The sequence below is a fragment of the Nocardioides abyssi genome (genome assembly GCF_030412915.1).
Classification (GTDB): Bacteria; Actinomycetota; Actinomycetes; order Propionibacteriales; family Nocardioidaceae; genus Nocardioides; species Nocardioides abyssi.
On the sequence record NZ_JAUHJR010000167.1, the window covers coordinates 1 to 277 of the forward strand.

Genomic DNA, 277 nt, shown 5'->3' on the forward strand with positions numbered 1-277 from the left:
GGCACCGGCGGTCTGGGTGCACAGGACGTAGGCGACGGCGACCTCTTCGCCGGGGTGAAATCCTCTGCCGTTGATGCCTGGCCGAGGCGTGGGTGTGGCCGTCTCCGGCGGGTCATCGCCGACGGTGTCTGGAGGCGTGGCGATGTCGGCGTACGTCGTGCCATCGGATTCGCGGACCTCGACGCGAACCGCGGTGCCGAGCCCAGCTGTGATCTGGTCGAGGACCGATCGCAGCTCGCAGCGCTCGAGTTGCCGATCGTCGGCGTACGGCTCGCCG

1 pseudogene is annotated in these 277 nt (G+C 69.7%); it reads right to left on the reverse strand.

The features are described 5' to 3' along the window. Positions 1 to 277, reverse strand: a pseudogene (locus tag QWY29_RS20350) (hypothetical protein); the annotation flags it as partial.